We start from the raw sequence: 22,820 nt of genomic DNA on the forward strand, positions 1-22,820 counted from the left end.
GAAATATTGCATATTTGCACTCTCTAAATTTTAACCAAATCCCGATGGTTTGTAGCATTGGGTAACAGAAAAATGAGTGATTCAAATATTAAAGTAACCTTGCCTGATGGCAATGTAAAGGAGTTTCCGCAAGGAGCATCGGCCATGGATGTGGCCATGAGTATTTCAGAAGGGCTTGCACGTAACGTATTGGCGGCCGAAGTAAACGGAGAAGTTTGGGATGCAGACAGAGCTTTGCCTGCAGAAACCGCTTTGAAACTACTCACCTGGAACGATCAGGACGGAAAATCAACATTTTGGCACTCATCGGCTCACTTAATGGCCGAAGCACTAGAGGCGCTTTACCCTGGTATTAAGCTTGGAATAGGCCCTGCCATTGAGCATGGTTATTATTACGATATCGATTTTGGTGATCAAGAATTTGACAGTGCAGACCTTGAGCAAATTGAGAACAAAATGCTCGAGTTGGCACGCGAAAAGAATACTTATAATCGCTCTGAAGTAAGCAAGTCAGATGCGATTGCTTACTTTGAAGAAAAAGGTGATGAATACAAACTAGAGCTTATTGATGGCCTAGAGGATGGTTCAATCACTTTCTACCAACAAGGTGCTTTTACGGATCTTTGCCGTGGACCACACATTCCGCATACAGGAATGATCAAAGCTGTAAAGCTACTGAATGTGGCTGGAGCATACTGGCGTGGTGACGAAAAGAGAAAGCAATTAACGCGTATTTACGGCATTACTTTCCCTAAGCAAAAGGAGTTGAAGGAATACCTTCACATGCTAGAGGAAGCCAAGAAGCGCGACCATAGAAAAATTGGTAAGGAGCTGGAGCTTTTCACTTTCTCTGAGAAAGTAGGAATGGGGCTGCCGCTTTGGTTACCAAAAGGAGCAAAGCTACGCGAGCGCTTGGAGTCATTCATGCGTAAGGCGCAAGTAAAAGCCGGCTACGAGCCTGTAGTAACGCCTCATATTGGGCATAAGAATTTGTATGTTACTTCAGGTCACTACGAGAAATACGGGGAAGATTCTTTCCAGCCAATTAATACGCCACACGAAGGCGAAGAGTTCTTGCTTAAGCCAATGAACTGCCCGCACCACTGTGAAATTTACAAGTCGAAACCAAGGTCTTATAAAGACTTACCGGTGCGTTTGGCAGAGTTTGGTACGGTTTATCGTTACGAGCAAAGTGGTGAGTTGCATGGTTTAACACGCGTTAGAGGTTTTACCCAAGATGATGCCCATATTTTCTGTAGCCAAGACCAAGTAAAAGAGGAATTTAAAAAGGTAATAGACCTGGTACTTTATGTGTTTGAGTCACTTGGCTTTGCTGACTATACAGCGCAAATAAGCTTAAGAGATCCTGAGAACAAACAAAAGTATATTGGCTCTGATGAGGCGTGGAATAAAGCGGAGAGCGCAATTATCGAAGCTGCTGCAGAAAAGAATTTAAATACTGTTACAGAGCTTGGAGAAGCGGCTTTTTATGGTCCTAAGCTAGACTTTATGGTTAAGGATGCTTTGGGTAGAAAATGGCAGCTTGGAACAATTCAGGTTGATTATAATTTACCAGAGCGATTTGAGCTAGAATATACAGGTTCTGACAACCAAAAACACAGACCGGTAATGTTGCACAGGGCACCATTTGGTTCGCTTGAGCGTTTCGTTGCCGTGCTAATTGAGCACTGCGCTGGTGAGTTTCCACTTTGGTTAACACCAGATCAGGTGGCTATTTTACCTATCTCAGAAAAATATGCCGATTATGCTCAAGAAGTTTATTCGGTTTTGGAGAACAATGACATCACAGGCTTTGTTGACCATAGAGATGAAAAAATTGGAAGAAAAATTCGCGATGCAGAAGTGAAGAAAATCCCAATTATGCTCATTGTAGGGGAGAAGGAGGCTGAAGCCAGGGCCGTAGCAGTACGTAAACATGGCGAAGGAGATGTGGGAACATTTTCAATAGACGAATTCATTACTTATTTTAATAACGAAAAAGCAAAGTCGCTTGGTAGCTCGGCAGAATAAAAATTGTTGAGTTGCACTATGTTGATTATTAGAAAAATAATAGCGACATTTGCAGTCATTTTAACAAAACAAGGAGGTTACAATCGCAAAAATGAGAAGACGCTATCCGCCAAGAGGTCGGGTAGAAGAGCCGTACAAAGTTAATGGTAAGATTACTGCCCGAGAGGTTCGGGTTGTAGGCGAAGGCATAGAGCAAGGAGTTTTTCCTCTCGCGAAAGCGCTGGAAATGGCGAAGAACGAAGGATTAGACTTGGTCGAAATCTCAGCAAAGGCGACTCCTCCGGTTTGTAAAATAATTGATTACTCTAAGTTTAAGTACGACCAAAAGAAAAAGCAGAAGGAGATTAAAGCGAAAGCTGCTAAAACGGTCATGAAGGAAATTAGGTTTGGGCCGAATACGGACGACCACGATTTCGAGTTTAAACTTAAGCACGCAATCAACTTTCTAAAAGAAGGAGCAAAGGTTAAGGCTTATGTTCATTTTAAAGGAAGAACGATTGTGTATAAGGAAAGAGGAGAAATTTTACTCCTTAAGTTTGCGCAAGCTTTGGAAGAATACGCCAAGGTTGAGCAACTGCCAAAGTTAGAAGGAAAGAGAATGTTCCTTTTCTTGGCACCTAAGCAACAGAAGAAATAATTTTTAAACAATTATTAATAATGCCTAAAGTAAAAACTAAATCTGGAGCGAAAAAGCGTTTCAAATTGACAGGAAGTGGCAAAATTAAAAGAAAGCATGCTTTCAAAAGCCACATCTTGACCAAGAAAGAGACGAAGCAGAAGCGTAATCTTACTCACATGGGCTTGGTTGACAAGTCTGATGAGAAGAACGTAAAGCACATGCTCAACATCTAATTTCTATTAGAAGGTTCTAATGTTTAACCGGAGGTTTGGCCTTAAGTATCTCGATACTCGGGATCGCCAAAAATCAAAAAATTAAATTATGCCTAGATCAGTAAACTCAGTTGCTTCAAGAGCAAAAAGAAAAAGAGTACTCAAGTTATCCAAAGGATACTGGGGAAGAAGAAAAAACGTTTGGACGGTAGCGAAAAATGCCGTTGAGAAAGGTCTCGTTTACGCTTACAGAGATAGAAAAGCGAAAAAGAGAGAATTTAGAAAATTGTGGATCCAGAGAATTAATGCAGGTGCAAGAGAGCACGGTTTGTCATATTCTCAATTTATGGGTCAGTTGGGTAAATCAGGAATTGAATTGAATAGAAAGGTTTTAGCTGACCTTGCAATGAATCATCCTGAGGCATTCAAAGCGGTAGTAGAAAAAGTTAAGTAATTCACTACCAACAAGATTCAGTACCTCGTCAAATTGGCGGGGTATTTTTTTGTAAAAAGGTGTGCAATAAGCTTGTGATTTTAAGAGTTCGTTGCTTACCTTTGCAGCCTCGAAAATGATTCGAGAGACCAATGGCGAGGTAGCTCAGTTGGTTAGAGCGCAGGATTCATAACCCTGAGGTCACGGGTTCAACTCCCGTCTTCGCTACAAAACCCAGTCGATTTCCGGCTGGGTTTTTTATTTGTTTTCACTTATAGTTCGAGGTTTGTAATCTTATAAATAAGTCATATATTACCTCGTAACCTATATTTTTTGGCCTATGGGAAAGAATAAGTTTATTACAGAGTTTGAGATAAACGCGTCTCAAAAAATGCTCTTCCCGTATTTGAGCACAGCAAGCGGACTGGCGCAGTGGTTTGCTGATGATGTGAATATTAATGAAGATAAGGTGTATATCTTCTTATGGGATGGAGAGGAGCACCGGGCCAAGAAAGCTTCACAAAGAACAAATATTAGTGTAAAGTTTGAGTTTCTACCAGAAACGGAAGAAGATGAGGGTGACCCGAACTACATCGAACTGAAGCTAAACGTGAATGAATTAACACAATCTGTGTTTATCCAAATCACCGATTATTCGGACCTAGACGATCCCGAAGAACAGCAGGATTTATGGGAGAACTTGGTGTATTCACTCAAGGAGATTTTAGGAGCTTAATAATCAGTTGTATTTTTTGGAATTACATGCGCAGGGCATGATCTTTGTTGCGCTTGGATGCTTTAGGAACGCGTGATGAAGAAAATAGACAAGTTGGTTTTTGGTTCGTTTATTGGGCCGTTCTTGCTTACCCTTATTGTTGTCGATTTTATTCTACTACTCGTTACGCTTATCCGTTACTTCGATGAGCTTTTCGGTAAAGGTTTGAGCTTCGATATCTTTGCTAAGCTAATTACATACTTCTCAATTTCTAGTTCGCCAGATGCCTTTCCTTTGGCCGTACTGTTAAGTTCTATTATGACCTTTGGTAACTTGGGTGAGCACTCAGAACTGACTGCCATAAAGAGTTCTGGTATTTCATTGGTTAGGGCACTAGTGCCAATCTTTGTCTTCGTACTTTTTCTTACTGGTGTAACCTATTATACCAATACCCAATTGGTACCTAAGGTGAACCTTAAAACTTACAGTTTGCTTTGGGATATGCGTACCAAAAAACCCGCTTTGGATATTAAAGAGGGGGTCTTTTATGATGGTATTCCTGGCTATAGCATTAAGGTAAACGACAAGGTTACCGATGAGCACCTCAAGGACATTATTATTTACGACCATACTAACCAGAATTCCCAATACAATAAGAAAGTAACCATTGCTGATTCGGGTAGAATGTATTCATTTATGAATCAGAGATACTTGGCTTTGGAGCTTTTTGATGGTACGCGGTATGAGGAAAACGTGAAAGAAACCTATCAGGATAGGTTAGATGGAGGGCAGTTTATTCGCGATAATTTTAAGTCGAGTAAAATGGTTTTCGACCTGTCTTCTTTCGATATGGGTAAGACTGACGAGAAGCTTTTTAGAAGGAGTAGATTGGTGCAAACTAGAGAGCAGTTGCTTTATGGAATTGACTCTATGTCTCGAGATTTGTATGAGAAGCGAATTCAGTTGTTCAAACAGGTCTCTATTTCTTTTAGGTTTACAGCATTGAAAGATATGGAGCCGCCAAGTAAATGGTTGGCCAGCAAAGCATTTTATGATTCAATTCGGTCTTTAAGGAAGTCGAAGGATCTGGTAGTCGAGGATACTGTTAGGGTGAATCCGATAGAAGGCTCGGGGTTGAAGGATAGGGTTGATGAAATTGTGGCTCAACAACGAACTGAAGCTTTGGAAGGAGAAGAGGTTGTGGGGGGCTTGCAAGATGGTGTAAATGCTGAGCCTGAAGCACCGGTGTCCAAAGTGATACAAGAAAAGAAGAGAAGATTGGCTGATAGGGATCTCAATATTCAGGCATTTAGAGAGTATTATAACCCTGATGATACGGTTTACTATGATCGAATGAGGTTTACCAACTCTATAAATAACGGTATCACGAATATGCGTACTGCTAAAAATAGGTTGACTACAATTTTGAGGACTGTTGAGTCAATTGAGCGAGATCAGCGCAAGTTTGTAATTACGCGTAATCAGCAAATGTCGCGTTCATTTGCTTGCCTAATTATGTTCCTCATTGGGGCACCAATTGGTTCTATTATCAAAAAAGGAGGTTTAGGTATGCCGGTAATCGTGTCGGTTATTTTCTTCCTGATTTACTACATATTGAACACTACTGGTGACAAGTGGGGGAAAGAAGATGTGATGGACCCAGTAATAGCTGTTTGGATGTCCAATGCCATTCTTTTGCCTGTTGGTTTGTTCTTTTTGCGCCAAGCCAGAAATGATGCGCGTTTGTTCGAATCGGATGCCTATGTTACCCTTATTCATAGACTAAGAAAGTTCTTCGAGAAAAGGAAAACTTTAAAAGAAGCCGAAGTTGTGAATTAAAACTAATCTCACTACTTTTGCGGCTGTTTATTTTATCACAATTATAATTTAGCTAAGCATGTATTTATCAAGCGAAAAGAAACAAGAGTTGTTTGAGAATCATGGTCGGTTAAAGTCGAAATCTGACACTGGATCTGCAGAGTCTCAAATTTCACTTTTCACCTACCGTATCAATCACCTTACAGAGCATTTGAAAACAAACAAGAAAGATCACTCTTCAAGACTTGGTCTTTTGAAATTGGTAGGTAAAAGAAGAAGACTTCTAGATTATCTATACAATAGACATATCGAAAGATATCGTGCAATTATTGCAGAATTGAATTTAAGAAAGTAAAAACTTAGCAGGGAATTCTTAGGAATTCCCTTCTTTGCTTCTAAACTAGGGCGGGTTGTTGTATCTTCCTGCCTATTTATTTATAAACAAACTATATGTCAAAAGTTATCACCAAGTCCATCAAAATGCCCGATGGCGCTGAAATCACAATTGAAACGGGTAAGTTAGCAAAGCAGGCAGACGGTTCTGTAGTAGTGAGAATGGGAAACACCATGTTATTGGCTACTGTTGTTTCTGCTCAAGATGCTAAGGAAGATGTAGACTTTCTTCCACTATCAGTTGACTATCAAGAGAAATTCGCCTCAGCAGGTAAAATCCCTGGCGGTTTTCTAAAAAGAGAGGGTAGACTCTCTGACCACGAAGTACTCATTAGCCGTTTGGTTGACCGTGCACTTCGTCCACTTTTCCCAGACGATTACCATGCCGATACGCAGGTAATGATCTCAATGATCTCGCATGACGAAAACGTAATGCCAGATTCATTGGCTGCACTTGCAGCATCTGCAGCACTTGCTGTTTCAGACATTCCATTTAACGGGCCAATTTCTGAAGTAAGAGTTGTGAAAAACGAAGGTGAATACATTGTAAACCCTTCTAAAAACATTGCAAAATCATCTGAACTAGACATTATTGTTGCTGCCGATAAGGACAACATTATGATGGTTGAAGGTGAGATGAAAGAAGTTTCTGAAGCCGATTTGCTTGAAGCAATGAAAGTGGCTCATGAAGCTATCAAAGTTCAGTGTGCCGCTCAAATTGAGTTGACCGAAGAGGTTGGTGCTACTGAAAAAAGAACTTACGATCACGAGAAGAAAGATGAGGCTTTATTAGAAAAAATGAAGTCTGCAATCTATGATAAGCTTTACGCTAGCGTTGCACAGCAAACTGCCGACAAAGCTTTGAGGAGTGCTAACATCAAAGCTATTAAAGATGAGTTTATCGAGTCTTTAGGCGAAGATCACGAATACGATGGCTTCCTTTTAAGCCAGTATTTCAAAAAACTACACAAGTCTGCTGCCAGAAACTTTGTTCTGGAAGAGCAAAAGAGATTAGACGGTAGAGAATTTACTCAAATTCGTCCGATTAGCTGCGAAGTAGATTACTTGCCTTCTGCACACGGTTCTGCTGTGTTTACAAGGGGCGAAACTCAATCACTAACATCATGTACTTTGGGTACTAAGCTAGATGAGCAGATGATTGATGGAGCTACTGAAGAAGGCTACAACAAATTCATTCTTCACTACAACTTCCCTGGTTTCTCTACTGGCGAAGTAAGACCAAACAGAGGTCCGGGTAGAAGAGAGGTTGGACACGGTAACTTGGCCCTAAGAGCTTTGAAACAAGTGTTGCCGCCTGAAGAAGAAAACCCTTACACTATTCGTTTAGTATCAGATATTCTTGAATCTAACGGTTCATCTTCTATGGCTACAGTTTGTGCTGGTTCATTGGCCATGATGGATACTGGTGTTAAGATTTCTGCACCTGTTTCGGGTATCGCTATGGGTATGATTTCTGACAGCGAAACTGGTAAGTACGCTATTCTTTCAGATATTCTTGGAGATGAAGATCACCTTGGTGATATGGACTTTAAAGTTACTGGTACATCAAAAGGTATCACGGCTTGTCAAATGGATATCAAAGTAGATGGTCTTTCTTACGAAGTTTTAGAGACTGCTTTGAACCAAGCGAAAGAAGGTAGACTTCACATTCTAAACGAAATGACACAGGCGATTGAAGAGCCTCGTGAAGATTTCAAACCACACGTTCCAAGAAGCCACAAAATGACTATCCCTCAAGATATGATTGGCGCGGTTATCGGACCAGGTGGTAAAGTAATTCAGGAAATTCAGAAAGAAACTGGCGCTACAATCAACATCGAAGAAGTTGACAACAAAGGTGTGGTTTCGATCTTCGCAATTGATGATGCTGCAATGCAAGCTGCATTGGGTAGAATTAAGGCAATTGTGGCTATGCCTGAGGTTGGCGAAACTTACGATGGTAAAGTGAAGTCAATCATGCCATTTGGTGCTTTTGTTGAGTTTATGCCTGGAAAAGACGGGTTGTTGCACATTTCTGAAATTAAATGGGAACGACTTGAAAACATGGAAGGTATACTAGAAGTTGGAGAAGAAGTGACAGTGAAACTTATAGGCATCGATAAGAAGTCTGGTAAGTTCAGATTGTCTAGAAAAGCGCTTCTTCCTAAACCAGAAAAGAAAGAAGCATAACAGTTTCGGACATACTGCGTTTGAACATATAGGAACTTTTAGTACTTTCCTTATTGTTCTGAATTGAATAGTAAAGTGTAAACCCAAAAATATTGAATGAGACAGCTTAAGATTAGTAAGCAGATTACCAACAGGGAATCTCAGTCCTTAGATAAATACTTACAAGAAATTGGTAAAGTGGATCTTCTTACGCCAGACGAAGAAGTTGATTTGGCGAAAAGAATTAGAGAAGGAGATCAATTAGCTTTAGAAAAACTTACAAAAGCAAACTTGCGATTTGTAGTTTCTGTGGCTAAGCAATACCAAAACCAAGGCCTTTCACTTGGCGATTTGATCAATGAAGGTAACCTTGGCTTGATTAAAGCTGCGCAGCGTTTCGATGAAACCCGTGGTTTTAAATTTATCTCTTACGCTGTTTGGTGGATTCGTCAGTCTATTCTGCAAGCCTTGGCAGAGCAGTCTAGAATTGTAAGACTTCCATTGAACCGTGTGGGTTCTTTGAACAAAATCTCTAAAACATTCTCAGAGCTTGAACAGAAGTTTGAGCGTGAGCCTTCTCCAGACGAATTGGCTGAAGTATTGGAAGTAACGACCAACGAGGTGGTAGATACCATGAAAATTTCAGGTCGTCACGTTTCAATGGATGCCCCATTTGTACAAGGTGAAGAGAACAGCTTGTTGGATGTATTGGAGAACGATGCAGAAGAAAAGCCAGACGATGGTTTGATGAATGACTCTTTGAGAAGAGAAGTTCAGCGTGCACTTTCAACCCTTACGCAGCGCGAAGCTGATGTAATTACACTTTACTTTGGGTTGAACGGTGAGCACTCTATGACGCTTGAGGAAATTGGAGAGAAATTCAATTTAACAAGAGAGCGTGTAAGACAGATCAAGGAAAAGGCGATTAGAAGATTGAGACATACTTCTAGAAGTAAAGCTTTAAAACCTTATTTGGGTTAATTTATACAGTATTTATTTGAGAAAAGGTCTTCGTAAAGAAGGCCTTTTTTTATGCCTTTTTCAGGGAACAATCTCTTGGCATAAAACTGTTAAACACTTAGTTTTGAGATTTAAGGATTAGACAAGATGACAACAGAAAAGATAAAAGTATTAATCATTGGTTCAGGGCCTGCAGGTTATACTGCAGCGGTATATGCCTCTAGAGCGGGATTAAATCCGGTAATGATTACAGGTGGCCAGCCTGGAGGTCAGTTAACTACCACAAACGATGTGGAAAATTACCCAGGTTACCCTGAAGGAATCAATGGTCCTCAAATGATGATGGACTTTCAGAAGCAAGCAGAGCGTTTTGGTACAGATATTCGCTATGGCTTGGTTACAAAAGTTGACTTTTCTGGTTATCCGCACAAAGTAATTGTGGACGATAAGCATGAGATTGAGGCTGAGTCGGTAATTATTTCTACTGGAGCTAGCGCCAAATACTTGGGCTTACCGTCAGAAGAAACATATGCCAATAAAGGCGTTTCAGCTTGTGCAGTTTGCGATGGGTTCTTTTACAAAGGCCAAAATGTAGCCGTTGTTGGTGGCGGAGATACTGCTGCAGAAGAGGCAACCTACTTGGCTAACCTGTGCCCAAAAGTATACTTGTTGGTAAGAAGAGACGAGCTTCGTGCCTCTCAAATTATGCAAGAGCGCGTGTTGAACACTCCAAATATTGAAGTGCTTTGGAACACCGAGGCTGAAGAGGTTTTGGGTGACGATACTGGTGTAACTGGTGTGCGCGTGATTAACAATCAAACTAAAGAAACTCAAGACTTAGACGTAAAAGGATTCTTTGTGGCAATTGGTCACCAGCCTAATACCGAGATATTTAAAGACTATTTGGATATGGACGAAGCTGGTTATTTGGTAGTAAAACCAGGCTCTTCTAAAACGAATGTAGAAGGTGTTTTTGCTACTGGAGATGCCGCAGATAAGATCTACCGTCAGGCAGTTACCGCAGCCGGAACAGGTTGTATGGGCGCACTTGATGCGGAACGTTTCTTAGCTGAAAAAGAATTCGAAGCATCAAAGGCTTCTGAAGAAGTAGCCTAATCCTTAAAACAAAATCAGTCTCATGAAGCTTGATATTCTTGCAATGGCGGCACATCCTGACGATGTGGAGCTGGCCTGTGCGGCAACCCTTCATAAATATGTAATGGCTGGTAAAAAAGCCGGTATTGTCGATTTTACCAGAGGTGAATTGGGCACACGCGGAACGCCAGAAATTAGGGAGCAAGAAGCTCAAGCTTCAGCAGAGATACTTGGCCTTTCGGCCAGAGAGAACCTTGGTTTTAGAGATGGTTTCTTTAAAAATGATGAAGCACATCAGCTAAAGGTTATAAGGGCGATTAGAAAATACAGACCAGAAATTCTTTTGGCAAATGCCACTGCCGACCGCCACCCTGACCATGGTAGGGCTTCTGTTTTAACCAAAGAATCGGTGTTCTTGGCTGGTTTAAAGAATATCGAAACAGAAGAGCAGGGGGTAAAGCAAGCACCTTGGAGACCCAAGGCTGTCTACTATTACATTCAAAGTATACCGCAAACCCCAAACTTTATTGTAGCTGTACCAGAAGAAGCTTGGCAAGTTAAAATGAAGGCTGTGAGAGCTTTTAAAAGCCAGTTCTTCGATCCAAACAGTGATGAACCGGATACCTATATCTCGTCACCAAAGTTTATGGAAATGATTGAGTCGCGCGGTATTCATTATGGCCACGAAATCGGTGCGCAGTATGGAGAAGGCTTTACTGTAGAGCGTACCATAGGGGTGAAGGATTTGTTCGAGTTGAGCTAAAAAGGTAATTAGAAAACAACCTGAAGACAGGTTTAAGGTGCCATTCTGGAAATGTTCCAATTACCTGATTTGTCTTTTTCGTAGATTAGTCTATCGTGTAAGCGGCTTTGGCGGCCCTGCCAGAACTCAATACTTTCAGGGATTATGCGGTAGCCACCCCAAAAGTCGGGTAGGGGGACTTTACCTTCCTTGAACTTTCGTTTCATTTCGGCAAGCTTTACCTCAAGTACACTGCGCGAAGAAATCACCTTGCTTTGTTGCGAAACCCATGCCCCTAATTGGCTGCCATATGGTCTGCTAGAGAAGTATTGTAGGGATTCTTTCGTACTCACTTTTTCGGCAGTACCAACTACAGCGACTTGTCTTTCCAGTCCATACCAAGGAAAGAGCAACGATATTTTAGGGTTTTCTCCGAGCTGTTTTGCTTTTCTGCTGGCGTAGTTAGTGTAAAAAACGATGCCTTTCTCGTCCATGGCTTTCATTAAAACAGTACGCTGAAAGGGTTGCCCTTCTGCGTCTACAGTGCTCACTACCATGGCGTTTGGTTCGAGTAATTCACTTTTCTGCGCTTCTTCAAACCACTTTCTAAACTGTGCCATTGGATCCTTGTCCACCGAGTCAATATCGAGCGATGCCAATGAATATTCTCTTCTTAAATCAGCTAGGTTGTTCTCCATTTGAGTTGTTTTCTTTTCAAATATAACATTCAACTTGCCGAAAGTTTTCGATTTTCGTTAGGCATTATAAAGGAGGCTTTATAATTTCCTTTCAAAAGCCATTTATGTTCGAATACGATAAGAATATTCCCGACCCAGAAAGAGGAGATCTGTTGATTTCAGAGCCGTTTTTAAACGATCCTAATTTTGAGCGTACGGTAATATTGATCTGCGAACACAATGACCAAGGTACCTTTGGTTTGGTAATGAATAAACTAACCGATTTGCTGCTAAGCGATGTAATGAAGGAGGAGATTGATTTTACGGGTTTACTTAATTTAGGAGGTCCTGTAGAACAGAACACCCTTCATTTTATTCACAGAAAGGTGCAAGGAATTGAAGGATCTATAGCCTTGGGCGAAGACTTGTTTTGGAGTGGAGACTTTGAGCAAGTAAAGTTTATGCTGAACGAAGGCCTGTTGAAAGAAGAGAATATTCAGTTTTACCTGGGCTATTCTGGTTGGGGAGAAGGGCAGTTGCGCGATGAGCTAGACAGGCAGTCATGGTTTATAAAAAAACAGGCTACGGCACACGAGATTTTCGATATGGAGCCGGATGAGCTTTGGAAATCAGTTTTGAAAGGAATGGGAGGTAAATACAAGGTATTTTCAAATTACCCTGTAGACCCTCGCTTGAATTAATACTTTTGTTAAATTTGAGATGTAACGGTGCGGTGAGAACCGATTGATAATTACGCTATGAAGGAAGAGATGACTAACGACACAGGTGATCAGAAGGAAAAGGAAACCCTATCTGATAACGTTCAACAAGAAGAAACTCAGCAAGAGCAGCCAGAAGCTGTAGCTGAGGAAACAAAAGAAGCCGAAGTACCAACTGCTGAGGAAGAAGTTACAGCTGAAGAAGAGACTGTGAAAACAGAAACTGCTGAAGAAGCACCAGCAGCTGAGCAGGCAGAAGAAACCACCGAAGCTGAAGCAACTGCTGAAACCAATGAGGCAGCAGATGAGCACGAAGGTGATGACGATGAGGATGAAGAGGAAGAAGATGATGATGCTGAACTTCCGGATTACTCTGAGTACACACGAGAGCAACTTGTTGAAGTAATAGAGGAAATCTCTAAGCTAAATACTTTTAAGCGTACAGAGCTTATTCTGAACGAAATTGAGCCATTGTTCAAAGAGTTTGAGGATAATGCCCGCCAAGCGGCTTTAGATAAGTTTAAAGCAGATGGTGGCGAAGAAGATGATTTTGAGTTCAGACATGATGAACTGTATAATCGCTACGATGCCAGCTTAACCCTGATAAGAGACAGAAAGTCGGCTTTCTACAAAGAACGTGAGGCTAATAAGCAGCGCAACCTTGAAAAGAAGGAAGAGATTCTTGATAAACTTCGCGAATTGATCGATGATGAAGCGACAACTAGCATTAACCCGATCAAGAAGCTGCAAGAGGAGTGGAAAGCTGTTGGCCCAGTGCCAAATCAGCACAACCGCACATTGTGGGCTAACTATAATGCGCTACTCGACCGTTTTTATAACAACCGACACATTCTTTTTGAGCTAAAGGAGCTCGATAGAAAGAAAAACCATAAAGCGAAGCTCGAGCTATGTGAAAAGGCTGAAGCGCTGAATGCATTAGATAATATTAAGGATGCAGTAATTCAATTGAATGAACTGCACGAAGAATACAAGCACATTGGCCCTGTGCCAAGAGAGGTACAAGAAGAACTTTGGCAGCGATTTAAAGCAGCTTCTGACGAAATCTATAAAAAGCGTAAATCTTACCTAGAAGGCTTGAAGGGAGAGCTTCAAGAAAATGCGGTTAAGAAAAAGGCTTTGGCAGAGCAGTTGAGCACTTTTACCAACTTTGATTCGGACAGAATTAATGATTGGAACGCTAAGACCAAAGAGATTTTGGCTATTCAAAAGAAGTGGGATGCCATTGGCGGTGTACCACGCGATCAGGCCAAAGAAATTAACAAGGCTTTCTGGTCAACATTCAAGAAGTTCTTCTCTAACAAAAACGACTTCTTTAAAAAGCTAGAGTCTTTGCGGAAGGATAATTTGGCAAAGAAGGAAGAATTGGTGAAGCAAGCCATTGCCCTTAAGGATAGCGAAAATTGGGACACCACTGCCGAAAAACTGAAGCAATTGCAGCGCCAATGGAGAGAAATTGGACCAGTGCCAGAAAAGTACAGAAACTCTGTTTATGCCAAGTTTAAAGAGGCTTGCGATGCCTTCTTTGAGCATAAGCGCGCTGAGCAAAATCAGGCAGAGGCTAGCTACGAAGCCAACCTTTCTAAGAAGGAAGATATTATACACCAAATTTCTGATGCGGCAACAAAAGGAGAGGGCTCTGCGGACGAATTGCAAGGGCTTTTGGAACAGTACAATGAAATTGGATTTGTACCGCGCAATGCCATTAAACCAACTGAGGCAAAGCTTAAAGATGCCGTAGCGGCATATGTTAAGGCGCTGGGCTTAGATGAGTCGGAAGCCGAAGCATTAATGCTGAAAGCGGAGTTTGGTGGTGACAGAAGCCCAGGGGCTGATAAAAAGCTCTATAAGAAGGAATCTGCTATTAGACGCAAGATTGGCGAGTTAGAGGATAACATCTCATTGTGGAACAACAACCTGGCATTCTTTGTAAACTCTAAAACAGCCGATAAGCTTAAGGAAGAGTTTGATGTGAAGATTGAAAAGGCTAGGGAAGAGATATCTGACCTTAAGAAACAATTACGCGTTTTAAGAAATCTTTGATTCTCAACGGCTTCAGAATTAATTGGGAAATTTGTTCTGGAGTCGGTTTGAATATTAAAAATCGACTTCTATATTTGCACTCGCTTTAAGCAAAAGCCTCCTTACCTGCCTGCGGCAGGCAGGGCTCAGCAGTTTAGCTGTTGATACCCTGAGAGGTAATAAAGAAGCCTCCTTAGCTCAGCTGGTAGAGCAACTGACTTGTAATCAGTAGGTCATTGGTTCGATCCCGATAGGAGGCTCTTTGAGAGCCGAATTATTAAGGTTATCAATTTTTAAAGCGATGCCTCCTTAGCTCAGATGGTAGAGCAACTGACTTGTAATCAGTAGGTCATTGGTTCGATCCCGATAGGAGGCTCTGAAAAGAGAGTTACGAAAGTAGCTCTCTTTTTTTATGCCTTTCATCCTTCTTTCTTTTCAAGAATAAATCAGAGTGCGAAGTAATGCTATTAGATGTGTCAGGGATTTTTATTTTGTTTTACTTGATTCAATTAAATGAATGAGCCTTTTTTTATTGTTTCTTTTTATGACATTTAGTGCGTTCAAACCATAAGGTGTTTGAAATTTATGACTAGATAAGAACTCAAGGTTTAGTTCATACCACTCTTTGTCACCAAATGCTTTATCCATGGCAACCTCCCACTCTTTGCGCAGTAAAGTTTGCCAGTAAAAATAATCTGTACAACCAAGATGAAATAGGTCTGCATCACACAAAATACCTTGTTCTAGATTGTTGGGGCTTTGAGGAAGTCTCGTTGCCATTATACATGATATGACGATTGATAGTCTTTGGGTTTTATAGCCTTCTTTTTTTAGAAAGTTTCTAGCTATCTCACAACTTCTTGTTTCATGACCTTTATAAGAGTCTATAAAACCCGTGTCATGAAACCATGCAGCTAACAAAATAGGCTCCATTTCATCTTTGCTCATTGAAACTGACCTACAAATTGTAGCAACATTCGAAATCACCGACTCAGTATGCTGTATATTGTGAAAAGGCAGTTTACTAATGGAAATTCCTTTTAAAAGAGTTGAACAGTATTGTTCGACTTTTTCTAACATCTGCATTTCTTTGGAATTCAAAACTTATAGCTATAGCCAATTCTCAAAACCTGTGTTTCGTAATAATCGACACTGGTGTAGGTGAAGTTGTTTCCCGTAATTTCCTTCTTGATGACCATGGTGTTGAGCAGGTCAGTAGCATTGAAGAAAACTTCGCCTTTTCCGTTTTGAATGGCTCTTTTCACTCCAATATCTAGAGAGAACCTGCCTTCAATAGTTCCTTGCGGAATAATGTCTGGAGCAAGATATATGGCTGTGAACTGAGCATCGGTGTTTTTGGCAAAAGTTACATTTGTATTCAGTTTGATGTTGCCTGAAAATACTTCCTGCTTTTCTGCGGTGAAGGTATTTTCAGTTGGGTATTTGTTGGTAACCGTGAAGGCATCAATCTGATTTCTGTAGCCATTCATGTTCAAGTTGAATGAAACCCGATCTGAAAGCTCCTGACTAATGACAACTTCCAAACCTGTATTATAGCTTTTGCCTGCGTTTTGAGAAGTGTTGTAAATGAGCGTTGAATTGCCAACTGTAGTTCCAACTCTTGTAATTGTTCCGTCTGAGATCTTGTGGTAAGCAGCGCCATAGAAATAGCCAGCATCCCAATTGTTGCGATATCCAACTTCAAAAGTATTAGTGAACTGAGGCTGAATGGCCGGGTTACCGACTTTGATGATTTCCGCATCATCATATTTCGGGAAGATACGTATGTCTCCTTCATCAGGTCTGTCAACTCTTCTGTTGTAGAAAACGGACAGGTCATTCTTGTTGTCTAACTTGAAGGTCAATCGAGCGTTAGGGAAGGGCTGAAAGTAATCATAACCATCACTAGAATAAGTGTTGTGGTTGGGATCAACCACATATTGCACATCCACATATTCAAATCTTAAGCCTATTTCAACCTCCATTTTCTTCACCTCGTAAGTATAGTTTCCATAAATAGCAGGAATAGTTTCTCTGTATTCTGCCATGCCATCAGCCCCGGTATCCAATACAGAATTGGTGGCAGATGGATTGAATTGCATGTTCGTAGGAATGGTTCTTCTACGGAATTTTAGCCCCGTTTCCAGTAAACCGTGCTTTATAGGTTTTGTGTAGTCTAGATTAAAGTCTGCCACTTTTTGATCTGCTATCAGCGCGAAGTCTTCACTGGTCGTGTAGCTTGGCATGGTATTGTCAAAGAAGTACTTTTCATCTTCGCGGTCGAAAGTGTAGTTGAAGCCAATGTTCAGTTTATGGCCAGGCTGCGCAAATTTATGTTCGTAGCTGATGGTCGACATGGCCGCTGTAAGCACCTCATCTTCCAGAAACTGCCAAAGTCTCAGTCTGTCGCCACTCACTCCATCGTAGAATGGCTGATCGCCTCTATCCATAATTACTTCCTGAGAGAAGAATCCTGAAACCGTTAGTGTATTGTGGTCATTCATATACCAGTCGAAGCCCAATTTCGAAGTGAAGAAGTTGGTGTTTCTATTCCGCTTCATTTGCTGATTGATCACCGTCCCATTGTCATAGCTTCTGGTAATAAATTCATTTTTATTGAGTGTTTGGGTGTAAAGATTATCGGCTTGAAGGAATAGGTTGACCTTGTTCTTTCTGTGATTCAGTAGGATAGAGGGATTAATTTTTGGAGTTGCCGTGTATTGTGGGCGAATGTTGGGAAGGTTCTCCTTACGTACCCAAAGTGCGCCTAAGCCCGTAGAAAGCCCAACCTTTCCGTTGAAGCCTTGCTGGTCTTCTTTCTTGAGAATGATATTGATGATACCCGCATTGCCATTGGCATCGTACTTCGCTGATGGATTGTTGATGATCTCAATTCGGTCTACCGCAGAGGCCGGAATATTATCCAATCCGTTTTGATTGCCAAAGCCAGTAATGGCGGTTTGTTTGCCATCAATCAGAATCATCACCTGGCTATTGCCTCTTAGCTGCACTTGACCGTCTTGTGTGGTTACTCCAGGAAGGTTGTTCATAGACTGAAGCACACTTCCACCCGACTGACTCACATTCTGATCGACCGAGTAAGTCTTTTTGTCCATGGCTTCATTCACTGCCTCGCGTTGTCCGGTTACGGTTACTTCACCGAGAGATTCAGCACTTTCTTCCATAAAGATGGTTCCCAAATTCAGATACTGAGAGTTAGAACCAACAAAGAGTGTTGTAGTATGGTCTTTATAGCCAACAAAAGAGACCTGCAGTATATAATCTCCTGGTTCAATCTCTTTCAGACTAAAAAGGCCATTTTCAATGCTAACTGTTCCAGTAATAAAAACAGAGTCTTTGGGGCTTTTAAGTACTACATTCACAAAAGGCATGGCTTCTTGCGAAGCCTTGTCTTTTATGTTGCCCGAAACATTCACCGATGCATTTTGGGCAAAGGCAAAACCGGGAATTAAAATGAAAATCAGGTAGAAATAATTACTCAGTTTAGTTGTTGTCATCATCGTTTTCCTCGTCTCCTTCTTCATCGTCAGATTCTTTCTTCTTGGTTAGTTTTCCGTTAGCATCAATCACCACCTCAAACTCTTCCTCGCCTACTTCAATCTCAAATTCGTAAGATTTTCCGGAGGCGGTTTCTGCTATTTCAGCTCCTTCAATGTCGTAATCGGTAAAATTCTGATCGAGAATGGCCTTAATATTAGCAGGGATTTCTGATTTTTTGATTTCATACTCTGTTTCTTTCCATTCACCATTGACAGAGAAATTGGCAGAATATTCCTTGCCGTTCATTTTGAATTCGGCTTCCCATTCAGTTTCGTCTTCCATGTCCCACGAAACCTTTTTGGCGCTAGGAAACTTTTGAGCAAAGGCGCTTTTGACCTTCTCGGGCACATTCTTTTGCTGTGCACATGATACAGTTGAAATGGCCAGCATGAGGACCATTGTAAGGATTAAGTTTTTCATAATTATATGTTTTGAACTAATGTTGATTCAAGGTCTAAATGAATTTGGAAGACATTTAGAATTAGAAGATCAGCCAAGAGTTTTTTTGTTTTTTTCTTGTCTATGAGCTACCAAAACGAGAATAGTTAGAACAATCATAGCTACCAAAGAAGCTGGTACTGTTCCGAGATCAAGCCCTCCTTTTGCTGCAGGTTTGGTGAGGAAGTCTCCAAAGGTGGCACCGAATGGTCGGGTGAAGACAAAAGCGAGCCAGAACAGAAGTACCTCGTTCAGTTTGGTGTTATAATGAAGCAGTATAACTACTGCAATTACTCCGGCAGTAACCAATGCACCTTCGAGATATGACAATCCAGCCACATCGCTCAGATAGTCCCCAAATGCAGTGCCCAAACTGTTGGAGAAGAGAATGGCAATCCAATAGAACATCTCTCTCTTATTATTGACTATAGGATAGACCTCAAGGTTTTTGAATTTCCTGTGCCAAATGAATAGTGTGAGGATCAAACAGGAGAGGAGTAAGATGCTTCCTGCGGTATAACCTAAGTGTAAGCTTCTGTCTATGAAGTCTGAGATTTCAGTTCCAAGTGTGGTGGTGGCTATTATTACCAGCCAGAAAATTACAGGTATGTAGGTTTTGGATCTTAACTGAATTACCAATACCAATAGAAAAGCCAGCACAGTTATGCCTAAACTGACTGAATATCCAAGATTGACGGTCATGGAGAGAAAATCCCCGAAAGTTTCACCCAGAGTTGTAGCTATGATTTTCATAAGCCAGAATAGCAGGGTGATTTGCGCTACTTTATTCTTTTCATACATCTTTCAATTTTTCTTCCAACTAAGGAATCAATTTGGAAGAAAGTCTGAATTCCAGAAGTTGACGGAAAAAATATGATGACCTTTTTCGAAAGCATAGTAGACCTGCCAACCATACTGTTTAGCAACCTCGCTAACAATTGCCAAGCCTAAGCCACTGCTTACTTTGTTGGAGGTTGATGAGGAGAAACGCTTGAAGAGAGAATCTTCATTCAAGACGAATTCTCCACTATTGTAAACGTATAAGGTGCCATTTTCTAGTTTCAATATGATACTTCCGTTTTCTACATTGTGCCTGATAGCATTGGAAAATAGATTGTTGAGAAGGGTTTCTAATAAAAATGGATTGGCTTGGATAGTGTAGCTTTCCTGAATGTCGTTGTGAATGCTGATTTCCTCATTTTCTGCATAGTCCTCAAAAAGCGAAATGCAGAATTTCATGGCTGATTTAATATCTATATCTTCTTGCTGTTCGAATTGCTGGTTTTCCACTTTTGCAAGAAGGAGCAAGTTCTTATTTATGCGAGACAGACGGGAGAGTGGTGCTTCTATACCATTGATGATCTCAGAGATTTCCGAACTAATATCTTTTTCCTGAAGTAATAGGTCAAGCTTAGACTTGAGCAGTGCAATAGGAGTCTGCAGCTCATGGCTAGCGTTCTCGGTGAATGCCTTTTGCTGTTGATAGACAACAAGATTTCGTTCGACCAGTTTTTGTAACGATTCATTCAATTCCTGAAACTCAAGAATATTTGTGTCCTCCAATTCCAGACCCTTTGATCTGGATAAGTCGAAGGCTCTCAGATTAAGTAGGGTTTGGTAGAACGGCTGCCAACTGCTTTTGGATATTCTCCTGTTCAGCACCATGAAGCCCAAGACCAGAATTAGGAGAAATCCTGCGGTTACCAGCGTTATAGCCATAAATGTCTCATCCGATTCTTCTAGGTTGGTTTCTATGGTGATGAAGTAGGGCTTTCCGTTCAACTCAATATACGATTTGAGGCCTCTGAATCGGTCCTCTCCATCATCCAGATCATATTCATTCGGTCTGATTACCTCATAGATACTATCCTGAAATACTTGCTTTTGTGGTGCTGGAGAGATGGCAATGCCCGGCTGAACTTGTCCCCATAGTCGATTGACCAGTTTTAATTCCTCTGCTTCAAAGTGCTGCTTCACCAGTTTTTCTTTGGTATGCTCAAGGGTAAGCCAGTTGTTTTCGTCTAGCTCATTGACCCAAATGTAGTCTACTACCCAGGCATAAACTGGTATGCTCACTGCCAGAATGACTAGCGCGTAAATGGCAAATGCCTTTAAGGGTCTGTGGAGTAGTTTTGTCATTGTTCCCATTTATAACCTGTTCCGTAAATGGTTTTTATATAATCTCCGTAGCCAGCTTCCTTCAGTTTCCGCTTCAGGTTTTTTACATGTGCATAAACGAAGTCATGATTGTCGAACATATCGGCAAAATCGCCCGATAAATGCTCGGCCAATGCACTTTTGGAAAGTACCCTATTCTTATTCCCAACAAAGAACAGCAGTAATTGAAACTCTTTTTTTGTTATGTTGACGAACTGATTCTGCACCTTGACGGTTTTGGCCTGCAAGTCAATTTCTATTTCATTGTGATGTATAATATTGCTGCTATTGAAATGCTTTCTACGAATGAGGGATTCTATTCTGGCAGCTAGCTCAGCTTGATGGAAGGGTTTTGCTAAATAATCATCTGCACCCAGCTTAAGCCCTTTAACCTTGTCTTCAATAGAGTTTTTTGCGGATATAATGATGACACCATCTTGCTTGTTTAGCTCTTTCAGTTCATTCAAGATGGACAAACCATCACCTCCAGGCAACATCAGGTCCAGTAAAATGCAGTCATACTCGTAAGCCGATATTTTATCCATGGCCTCTTCAAAATCAAAAGCCCACTCACAGAGATATTGCTCGCTTGCCAAAAACTTCATCATGTCTTTGGCTAATTCTTGCTCGTCTTCTATAATCAGGATTTTCATTGCCGCTAATTACCCTGCAATTTGGAAGAAAATTGGAATTATAGTAAACAGGAGTAATCATGAAAAAGGTCTAGAGTGTATTTAAACTCCCCACTCTGTCTGATCCGATTTATAATTTTAGTTATTGTAACAATATTGAGATTCGAAATAAGCGCTATACTATTAAAACTTAATTATGAATTTTATTCCTTGGGTGAGCAATCACTAATAATGCGAATATGAAAGTAAAAAGATACAGGCACTCGTTAACAAGGAAAAAGGAATATGTTCAGGTTTTGCTGCTAAACATACTGTTTGATTTTCGTAAGTTTTGATTTGAAATAGGTAATAATTCTTGCCTTAAAGGCGCTTGTTTTGTTTTGATAGAATTATACCAAAAACCACTTTGTTCAAACCATCGAGTTACCAATTAGCCGGATTTATTGACTAAAGCAGAAAACACATGGCAAAGACTTGGTCTGATATGTTTGAATATTATAAATTTCTATTCATGAGAGGTGCAGAGTCATTAGAGGAGTTTTATAAAAGGAAGTTTCAATGGGTTCCTGAGGAGATCAGAAAAGACATCGGTCACTTTAACCTATTTAAGCTAAAACCAGACTTTTGCGGCCCTGATAGTATTCCATACCGTAGAAGAGACTTTTATAAAGTGATGCTAATGAAGGGCCACAGCCGCGTGCACTATGCCGATAAGGTAGTGGAAGTAAAAAGCTATGCGCTTTCTTTCTCTAACCCCAAAATCCCTTACAAATGGGAGCACATAGCACCTATGGAAGAATGCACTTACTGCATCTTTAGTGCCGATTTTTTCCATCAGTTTGGGCACTTTCACGATTACGAAGTTTATCAACCTAATGGTACGCACATATTTGAGTTAACAGAAGATCAGGCAGCAGAAGTGCGCGTGGTCTTCGATAAGATGGAGGCTGAATTTAAGTCGGAGTACAAATACAAATACGATGCGGTTAGAAATCAGATCTTTGAGTTGTTGCACTATGCACTCAAGCTGCAACCGTCAGAAGAGCTGAATGTGCAGCCTATGAATGCATCTAGGCGAATTGCGATGCTGTTTATGGAGCTGTTAGAACGGCAGTTTCCGATTGATGAACCAAATCAGTACGTAGCCATGCGATCGGCTTCAGAGTTTGCAGAGCATTTAAATGTGCACGTAAATCATTTGAACAGATCGGTAAAGGAAGCCACGGAAAAAACCACTACGCAGCTAATAGCCGAGCGAATTTTGCAAGAAGCCAAAGTGCTGCTGAAACAAACCGCTTGGTCTGTTTCCGAGATTGCTTACGCATTAGGTTTTAACGAGGTAACGCACTTTAATAACTTCTTTAAAAAGCATCAGGAACTGAGCCCTTTGAAGTTTAGAAATGCTTAGT

At 40.9% G+C, this 22,820-nt stretch carries 21 protein-coding genes and 3 tRNA genes; 17 read left to right on the plus strand and 7 right to left on the minus strand.

Features of this window, described 5'->3' with window-relative positions:
- Positions 1 to 72 precede the first annotated feature (72 nt).
- The 12 genes from thrS (at position 73) to bshB1 (ending at position 11,208) form a co-directional block, all read left to right on the plus strand.
- Positions 73 to 2,031 carry a threonine--tRNA ligase gene (thrS, locus tag BMW98_RS09425; protein ID WP_090258341.1) on the plus strand — a complete coding sequence of 653 codons (1,959 nt, stop codon included), beginning with the start codon at positions 73 to 75 and terminating at the stop codon, positions 2,029 to 2,031.
- A 91-nt stretch (positions 2,032 to 2,122) separates the two neighbouring features.
- Entirely contained in the window at positions 2,123 to 2,668 is a 546-nt protein-coding gene (gene infC, locus BMW98_RS09430; RefSeq protein ID WP_090258342.1) for a translation initiation factor IF-3, read from the plus strand.
- A 20-nt stretch (positions 2,669 to 2,688) separates the two neighbouring features.
- Positions 2,689 to 2,883 carry a 50S ribosomal protein L35 gene (rpmI, locus tag BMW98_RS09435; protein WP_090258343.1) on the plus strand — a complete coding sequence of 65 codons (195 nt, stop codon included), beginning with the start codon at positions 2,689 to 2,691 and terminating at the stop codon, positions 2,881 to 2,883.
- 88 nt (positions 2,884 to 2,971) lie between these two features.
- Complete coding sequence (gene rplT / locus BMW98_RS09440; RefSeq protein WP_090258344.1) at positions 2,972 to 3,316, plus strand: 50S ribosomal protein L20; 345 nt, start codon at positions 2,972 to 2,974, stop codon at positions 3,314 to 3,316.
- Positions 3,317 to 3,449: 133 nt separating this feature from the next.
- Positions 3,450 to 3,523 (plus strand) — tRNA-Met (locus BMW98_RS09445).
- Between the two features lie 112 nt (positions 3,524 to 3,635).
- A complete protein-coding gene (locus BMW98_RS09450; protein ID WP_090258345.1) occupies positions 3,636 to 4,031 on the plus strand; it encodes an START-like domain-containing protein in 396 nt (131 codons plus the stop codon).
- Between the two features lie 75 nt (positions 4,032 to 4,106).
- Positions 4,107 to 5,849, plus strand: a complete 1,743-nt coding sequence (locus tag BMW98_RS09455) for an LptF/LptG family permease (protein WP_090258346.1) — start codon at positions 4,107 to 4,109, stop codon at positions 5,847 to 5,849.
- Positions 5,850 to 5,907: 58 nt separating this feature from the next.
- Positions 5,908 to 6,183, plus strand: a complete 276-nt coding sequence (gene rpsO, locus BMW98_RS09460; RefSeq protein ID WP_090258347.1) for a 30S ribosomal protein S15 — start codon at positions 5,908 to 5,910, stop codon at positions 6,181 to 6,183.
- Positions 6,184 to 6,278: 95 nt separating this feature from the next.
- Positions 6,279 to 8,411, plus strand: a complete 2,133-nt coding sequence (gene pnp, locus BMW98_RS09465) for a polyribonucleotide nucleotidyltransferase (protein ID WP_090258348.1) — start codon at positions 6,279 to 6,281, stop codon at positions 8,409 to 8,411.
- Between the two features lie 96 nt (positions 8,412 to 8,507).
- Positions 8,508 to 9,371: a sigma-70 family RNA polymerase sigma factor gene (locus tag BMW98_RS09470; RefSeq protein ID WP_090258349.1), complete on the plus strand. Its 864-nt coding sequence runs from the start codon at positions 8,508 to 8,510 to the stop codon at positions 9,369 to 9,371.
- Positions 9,372 to 9,497: 126 nt separating this feature from the next.
- On the plus strand, positions 9,498 to 10,466 hold the full coding sequence (trxB, locus tag BMW98_RS09475) for a thioredoxin-disulfide reductase (RefSeq protein ID WP_090258350.1): 969 nt from the start codon (positions 9,498 to 9,500) through the stop codon (positions 10,464 to 10,466).
- Between the two features lie 22 nt (positions 10,467 to 10,488).
- A complete protein-coding gene (gene bshB1 / locus BMW98_RS09480) occupies positions 10,489 to 11,208 on the plus strand; it encodes a bacillithiol biosynthesis deacetylase BshB1 (RefSeq protein ID WP_090258351.1) in 720 nt (239 codons plus the stop codon).
- Positions 11,209 to 11,240: 32 nt separating this feature from the next.
- Here bshB1 and pdxH read toward each other — a convergent pair whose 3' ends face one another.
- Entirely contained in the window at positions 11,241 to 11,885 is a 645-nt protein-coding gene (gene pdxH, locus BMW98_RS09485; protein ID WP_090258352.1) for a pyridoxamine 5'-phosphate oxidase, read from the minus strand.
- Positions 11,886 to 11,989: 104 nt separating this feature from the next.
- On the opposite strand from pdxH, the gene BMW98_RS09490 reads away from it, so the two are divergent.
- The 4 genes from BMW98_RS09490 to BMW98_RS09505 all read left to right on the plus strand — a co-directional run bounded on the left by BMW98_RS09490 (position 11,990) and on the right by BMW98_RS09505 (position 14,999).
- Entirely contained in the window at positions 11,990 to 12,565 is a 576-nt protein-coding gene (locus tag BMW98_RS09490; protein WP_090258353.1) for a YqgE/AlgH family protein, read from the plus strand.
- 57 nt (positions 12,566 to 12,622) lie between these two features.
- Positions 12,623 to 14,644, plus strand: a complete 2,022-nt coding sequence (locus BMW98_RS09495) for a DUF349 domain-containing protein (RefSeq protein ID WP_245733554.1) — start codon at positions 12,623 to 12,625, stop codon at positions 14,642 to 14,644.
- 166 nt (positions 14,645 to 14,810) lie between these two features.
- Positions 14,811 to 14,883, plus strand: a tRNA-Thr gene (locus BMW98_RS09500).
- Positions 14,884 to 14,926: 43 nt separating this feature from the next.
- A tRNA-Thr gene (locus BMW98_RS09505) sits at positions 14,927 to 14,999 on the plus strand.
- Between the two features lie 110 nt (positions 15,000 to 15,109).
- Here BMW98_RS09505 and BMW98_RS09510 read toward each other — a convergent pair.
- The 6 genes from BMW98_RS09510 to BMW98_RS09535 form a co-directional block, all read right to left on the minus strand.
- Positions 15,110 to 15,709 (minus strand): HD domain-containing protein, encoded by a 600-nt coding sequence (locus tag BMW98_RS09510; RefSeq protein ID WP_147407720.1) that lies wholly within the window; start codon positions 15,707 to 15,709, stop codon positions 15,110 to 15,112.
- An 11-nt stretch (positions 15,710 to 15,720) separates the two neighbouring features.
- Complete coding sequence (locus BMW98_RS09515) at positions 15,721 to 18,168, minus strand: TonB-dependent receptor (protein WP_245733555.1); 2,448 nt, start codon at positions 18,166 to 18,168, stop codon at positions 15,721 to 15,723.
- Positions 18,128 to 18,604 carry a PepSY-like domain-containing protein gene (locus tag BMW98_RS09520; RefSeq protein WP_090258356.1) on the minus strand — a complete coding sequence of 159 codons (477 nt, stop codon included), beginning with the start codon at positions 18,602 to 18,604 and terminating at the stop codon, positions 18,128 to 18,130. The genes BMW98_RS09515 and BMW98_RS09520 overlap by 41 nt, the downstream gene beginning before the upstream one ends.
- Before the next feature lie 69 nt (positions 18,605 to 18,673).
- Positions 18,674 to 19,423, minus strand: coding sequence for a COG4705 family protein (locus BMW98_RS09525; RefSeq protein WP_090258357.1), 750 nt, complete (start codon positions 19,421 to 19,423; stop codon positions 18,674 to 18,676).
- A 27-nt stretch (positions 19,424 to 19,450) separates the two neighbouring features.
- Positions 19,451 to 20,761, minus strand: coding sequence for a sensor histidine kinase (locus BMW98_RS09530; protein ID WP_090258358.1), 1,311 nt, complete (start codon positions 20,759 to 20,761; stop codon positions 19,451 to 19,453).
- Positions 20,758 to 21,432, minus strand: a complete 675-nt coding sequence (locus tag BMW98_RS09535) for a response regulator transcription factor (RefSeq protein ID WP_090258359.1) — start codon at positions 21,430 to 21,432, stop codon at positions 20,758 to 20,760. Before BMW98_RS09535 ends, BMW98_RS09530 begins: the two co-directional genes overlap by 4 nt.
- 442 nt (positions 21,433 to 21,874) lie before the next feature.
- On the opposite strand from BMW98_RS09535, the gene BMW98_RS09540 reads away from it, so the two are divergent.
- Positions 21,875 to 22,819, plus strand: a complete 945-nt coding sequence (locus tag BMW98_RS09540) for a helix-turn-helix domain-containing protein (RefSeq protein WP_338060836.1) — start codon at positions 21,875 to 21,877, stop codon at positions 22,817 to 22,819.
- The last annotated feature ends 1 nt before the right edge of the window (position 22,820 follow it).

It is taken from the genome of Roseivirga pacifica, assembly GCF_900111145.1.
GTDB lineage: Bacteria > Bacteroidota > Bacteroidia > Cytophagales > Cyclobacteriaceae > Roseivirga > Roseivirga pacifica.